We start from the raw sequence: 5,286 nt of genomic DNA, 5'->3' as shown, positions 1-5,286 counted from the left end.
TATAGTGGGCTCCAGAAGTATCTTCACACATTTTCAGTAAGCCTCCGAAAATCGGTTGATAGAACTGTTCTCCTCTAGCTGGCCACACAAAGAATTCCAGATTCTACTATAATGTCGATGTCGAAATCCAGTCCACAACCGGGCCACGTGTGGTAATTGTATCCGATGGATCCCATGGCCTCCACACTACTCTTGTACATCCTTTCGTCGTCCCCACTGCTCCCGTTTGTACAATATATGTTTTGTACAACTCACAATCTTTTTTAAGCAAAGATACGAACTGTTGTTACGTCGAAGCCTGTTGTTTCGCTCGTTCCCCCGGCGTCTGGGTGGCTCCCGGCAAGGTTCAGATCTCCTGGAAAGTCAAAATCTCGTTCCGCTCCTCCCAAAGTTTATTTAATTTTTTTGGAGATACGTGAATATATGGGGTGGTATCAGCCAGAGATATAGTGGATGCATGAATACCCAAACTCATAGGGTCCGATGGCCAGGCCTTTCGTCACACCACCATCACTATCAGAAGATCAAAAATTTGGTGGTTCGGCCCCGAATTGCTTGATAAGTTCGGGAAGGACATCGAAGAGATCGCCGACGATACCGTAGTCAGCGATGTCAAATATTGGGGCATTAGGGTCAGTGTTGATAGCGACAATAGTCTCGCTGTTTTTCATACCGGCGACGTGTTGAACAGCGCCTGAGATGCCAATCGCCAAGTAAACATCCGGAGCTACCTTCTTACCCGATTGACCAACCTGACGGTTTTTTTCCAGCCAGCCGTTGTCAACGACTGGGCGAGAGGCGGACAACATCGCATCGGTAACATTAACGAGCTCTTCGACGAGTTCCAGATTCTCTTCTTCCTCAATACCACGACCGATAGAGACTAGGAAATCGGCCTCGCTAATGTCGACTTCGCCACCACCGACTTCCTTGAAGCCCGTCACCGTTGAGCCGATGGATTCCTCGTTGATATCTGCGTTAAATGTCAAAACTGGGGCGTTGCCGTCACCCTTGGCAGGCGGCCACTCTGCATCGCGGATGGACACCACGGATTGTCCGTCATCGATCTCAACGGTCGTCTCAACCTTCGATCCGTACATTTCGCGCGTGACCCCGAGAGTGCCGTCCGAGTAATCGAGGCCGACCGCATCAGAGACGTATGGCCAGTTGACTCGGGATGCCACAGCGGGCGCGTAATCAAGTCCGTTCACACTGTTCGGTACAAGTAAAAAATCTACCTCCAAGCTTTTGGTGAGCTCAGTCACCGCCTGTGAGTACACATCATGATTAAATTCTTTGCCATAGTCGACGGCGTGAACCGTGTCGACACCCTCACGGTTCAGCTCATCTGCGAAGGCCTCCGTGTTTCCGGAGATGACAGCCGCATGCAGATCGGTGCCGGCGGCGTCCGCAAGCTCACGGCCCGCTGTCAAGAGTTCAAACGATACATCACGGAGATCGCCGCGCCGGTGGTCAGCGATGACGAGCACTGTCATTCTGTCACCACCCCCTTATTTTGGAGGATATCCGCCAATTGCGCAGCCTGTTCGTCAGCTTCGCCGTCAAAGTATTCCGCATCGCTTTTGCTCTCCGGTTTGTACATATCGGTGATATCGAGGCTGGACTCAACAACGTCCTCACTCAAGCCCAAGTCCTCAATCGTACATGTGGTAATATCTTTGGACTGTGCCTGTCGGATGCCACGCAAGCTCGCGTACCGCGGCTCGTTGATCCCCGTCTGGATGGTAAGTACTGCTGGAAGGTCGACATCCGTTAACTCCTCAACACCACCCTCTAGTTCTCGACGAACTGACGCAACACCGCTATCTAGTACAGTCTCAGTGTTGAGTGCGTTCACCACTGCCGACCACTGGAATCCAACTTCTTCTGCAAGTGCAACCCCAGTCGCACCGAAGCTGTCGTCATTAGCCTGTACCCCGGATAGTACTAGGTCAGGGTCCTCACGTTCTACAACTGCCCCCAGCAACCGAGATTTAGTCTCCACGTCGAGCAAGTCGGCATCCGCGATGGTCTCATCCCAGACGCGGACTGCGCGGTCTACCCCCTTCGCCAGTGCGATACGGATCGTCTCCTCGCTGTGTTCAGCACCAATGGTAACTGCTACGACCTCGACATCGTCGCCAGCCTCAGCCAATTGAACGGCCTCCTCGACTGCATAGTTGTCCCACTCGTTAAGGTCATAATCAAGGTGGTCATCGTTGATCTCTGTACCGGTGATCTCGAAGCCATCCTGAACGATAGCCACCTCTTTGACCGTGACAAGAACTTTCATCTGGTACTCCATCCAAGTTACTATTCCATAACAACTTCAATTGTACGGTCGTTACAACGAGAAGTGAAAATTAGACTACTACTATATGATTATTCTGGCGATTAAATGACAATAGAGGACAATTTCTGGTAATGGATACCGAAGCCAAATGAGTTAAGTCCCTGTTGGACCGGTATATGTACATGACACCTGGTCTGACCGCACGGCTGGAGCGCATTTCGACAGACGGAAAAATGGTTAACATCCCGATGGACCACGGAATTACAATCGGGGCGACAAAAGGTCTCAAAGACATAGAATCGACGATAAACGCGGTGACGCGCGGCGGGGCAGACAGTGTGTTGACACAGAAGGGCCTAGCCAATCGCGTGCACCCGAACAAGAATGGTAGAGGCTACGTCATCCATCTAAACGCGTCTACAACTATGGGGCCGGACGCAAACGATAAGCGAATAACTGGCACAGTAAAAGAGGCGGTTCGAGCCGGCGCAGACGCGGTTTCGATACACTTAAACATCGGGAGTAACCACGAACCCCGACAACTGGAGCAGTTGGCATCAGTTACAGAAGTCGCCCACGAGTATGGGATGCCGGTACTAGCCATGACATACGCGAGGGGTCCCGATGTAGACGAACACGATGCGGAGAACCTAGCACACGCGGTACGGATCGCCGAGGAGATGGACGCTGATATTGCGAAGACTGCCTACTCTGGGAATGCAGAGACGTACAAACTTGTCCCGGATACGGTCGACATTCCCGTCATTATGGCTGGCGGCGATCCGCAGACTGATCGACAAATGTTGCAGAACGTACGTGGGGCAATGGACGCAGGTGCAGCGGGTGTTTCCATGGGTCGGTCGGTATTCCAGCACGACGATCCGGAGGCGATGGCTCGTGGGGTTTCAACCATCGTTCATAACGATAAGAGCGTCCCGGAAGCAATGGACATCGCCGAGCTGGCAGAGTAACGATAGCCGGGCTCTAAGTTGAATTCGATAAGTTTTATAAAAATATACCGCTTGAAAGCTACTGCAGTCACAGAGACCGTCGTGTCTAATGCACTGGTGATCTACAAAAATAAAAGTAAACCTCTGACTTGTCGCTGACGAACTACTCTCTGTCTGTCCAGAAGTCGAAACTTCGCCCAGGTGCGAACACGTCAAGACCAACCGCTAGTTCGTCACCGGTGTTTTCCACTCGATGCTCTTCCCAGGATTCGAGCTGTGCGGCATCATGTTCCGTGAGCGTTACTTGGTCATTCTCGGTATAGATCGTCAACTCACCTTCAAGAACGATGCAAACCTGTTCGTTTTCGTGATCGTGCATTGGCGACGAGTGACCCGGTGGCTTCTCGAACCACTCGAAAGAAAATAGATCGGTCTCTGCCAATGATTTACGCTGCCAGCCTTCCTCAGGTTCGTAAGTTTCTGCGTTCTCTATAGTAGTGGTTTTCATCTTGGGCGGTCATAACAAGTCATACTATAGTTATAATTCTTTTGGCGCTGTTTGTCATCGCTACCAGGAGCTCAGTATCTCTGTTCAGAGACTATTCGCATAGATACAAGCCAAGCGGCGATCTCGGTGGTACATCACCGATATTCAGTACCTCATAAAGCGTTGTCAGCTAACCCAATCTGAGCTCACCAGTATGCCCCTGATGAGCCGTTTGTGGCGAGCAAGGACGCTGAGAGAAGAGGGATCTGTCGTTGTCGGCGGCGGTCAGACGCTGACACGACAGCGTTGCCACTCACGTCGAGGCGTACTTGGTCAGTGACTACCGATGGAACCGGTCATCAGGTGACCGATTTGCGGGGGACGGCTCGACGCACCGCGAGGACCGTCCACGCTGCCCGACACACCATACTGATGAACCCCGCGAACGACCACTTCCAGAGGCGACGCCCGCTACGGAGGGGCGTCGCCACGTACTCCCAGTGCAGATACCACCACACGTTCTGTAAGGGCAGGATCACCACGACGTACAACAGCTGTACGACCGGATTCTGTGTTGTGGTCGTCGCCATGCTTTGCTCGGAGAGCCGATAGCTGGCCTCGATACTGAAGCATTTCGCGTAGTCGTATCGAGCCTCGCGTGGCGTGTCGATGAACGGCGCGTCGGCGGTGTAGCCGTGACGCGCCACGCCATGTTCGCCGTATTGCCCGTTCTGGTAGGTACAGTCGATGTAGACGAGAAGATCGACGGTCCAGCTGTGATCGTCGAGTTTAGCCGTCAGGTCATGCTGGATGACGCGACTCCATCTTTTCGAGAGTTCCTGCTTGATTGTCTTCCTCCCCGGACGATTGGCATCACGTGGGCGTGGTTGCGTGCCTGAAGCAGCGTGAGACAGTTGCTATTAGAATTTGCGATCAAGATAGGCGGCCTTGACGCCGAGCTCACGGCCGTCAAGAATTCCGAGGAACTCGGCAGGACGCTGCTGGCGGTGTCGCCGTCAACGGGACGGCGCACCGCCAGCGTGAGCGTGTAGCGTTTGTTCTTTACACGCGCGTAGAATGTCGCGTAGGTGTAGTATGCCGTGGTTCCACGCTTGGTTTCTGAATGATAGAGGCTATCTGTCTCGTTTTCGTCACCGTAGTAGGACCGCTGGTGGAGGTCAGCGACGATCTCCGCCTGCTCGGGGAGGATCCCCAGCACGTCCTTCTGGAAAAATGCGTTCCCAACTCGTTCAACGGATGCAAGGTCGAATTTCTGGCGGAGATGGTACATGACCGTGTTTTCGTGGGGTGAGTCGTCACCGGATTCGCAGAATTCAGAGATCGAGGTCCTCGTGAATGTCTTCAGACTCGATTTCTGCGTTGTTACCGAGGCTGAGCGAAATTTCCTTGTCGAGCGTGTTGACGAGGAAGTTAAGGAACTGGTCCTCGTGAATTCCCCCGTCTGCTTGTTGATTGTGCTTGGACACATCTCAACACGCAGGCCTCTCAACTAACGTGCTTTGTGAGGTAGTGAATATTCTGCTCTGTTGAATCCG

General features: G+C 52.8%; 4 protein-coding genes and 1 pseudogene. 1 reads left to right on the top strand and 4 read right to left on the bottom strand.

Translation table 11 applies throughout. The annotated features are described in order from the left end of the window. Window positions 1-524: 524 nt before the first annotated feature. Both DJ69_RS11290 and DJ69_RS11285 read right to left on the bottom strand, forming a co-directional pair. The gene (locus DJ69_RS11290; protein WP_099255697.1) at window positions 525-1,496 is read right to left on the bottom strand and encodes an electron transfer flavoprotein subunit alpha/FixB family protein; all 972 of its coding nucleotides are present in this window, start codon (window positions 1,494-1,496) and stop codon (window positions 525-527) included. Next, on the bottom strand, window positions 1,493-2,293 hold the full coding sequence (locus DJ69_RS11285; RefSeq protein WP_099255698.1) for an electron transfer flavoprotein subunit beta/FixA family protein: 801 nt from the start codon (window positions 2,291-2,293) through the stop codon (window positions 1,493-1,495). Before DJ69_RS11285 ends, DJ69_RS11290 begins: the two co-directional genes overlap by 4 nt. A gap of 182 nt (window positions 2,294-2,475) precedes the next feature. On the opposite strand from DJ69_RS11285, the gene DJ69_RS11280 reads away from it, so the two are divergent. Beyond that, window positions 2,476-3,264: a 2-amino-3,7-dideoxy-D-threo-hept-6-ulosonate synthase gene (locus DJ69_RS11280; protein ID WP_099255696.1), complete on the top strand. Its 789-nt coding sequence runs from the start codon at window positions 2,476-2,478 to the stop codon at window positions 3,262-3,264. Window positions 3,265-3,406: 142 nt separating this feature from the next. Here DJ69_RS11280 and DJ69_RS11275 read toward each other — a convergent pair whose 3' ends face one another. Both DJ69_RS11275 and DJ69_RS11270 read right to left on the bottom strand, forming a co-directional pair. Next, complete coding sequence (locus tag DJ69_RS11275; protein ID WP_099255695.1) at window positions 3,407-3,751, bottom strand: cupin domain-containing protein; 345 nt, start codon at window positions 3,749-3,751, stop codon at window positions 3,407-3,409. Between the two features lie 319 nt (window positions 3,752-4,070). Beyond that, a pseudogene (locus tag DJ69_RS11270) lies at window positions 4,071-5,217 on the bottom strand (ISH3 family transposase). Window positions 5,218-5,286: the final 69 nt, after the last annotated feature.

Source organism: Halorubrum persicum, assembly GCF_002727125.1.
Classification (GTDB): Archaea; Halobacteriota; Halobacteria; order Halobacteriales; family Haloferacaceae; genus Halorubrum; species Halorubrum persicum.
Note: the sequence above shows the minus strand (reverse complement) of the source record. Positions and strands in the feature narration are given on the sequence as shown.

Bases quoted from the DNA above. Each gene is read 5' to 3' on its own strand.
- DJ69_RS11290 (WP_099255697.1), bottom strand. From the start codon at position 1,496: ATGACAGTGCTCGTCATCGCTGACCACCGGCGCGGCGATCTCCGTGAT.
- DJ69_RS11285 (WP_099255698.1), bottom strand. From the start codon at position 2,293: ATGAAAGTTCTTGTCACGGTCAAAGAGGTGGCTATCGTTCAGGATGGC.
- DJ69_RS11275 (WP_099255695.1), bottom strand. From the start codon at position 3,751: ATGAAAACCACTACTATAGAGAACGCAGAAACTTACGAACCTGAGGAA.
- DJ69_RS11280 (WP_099255696.1), top strand. From the start codon at position 2,476: ATGACACCTGGTCTGACCGCACGGCTGGAGCGCATTTCGACAGACGGA.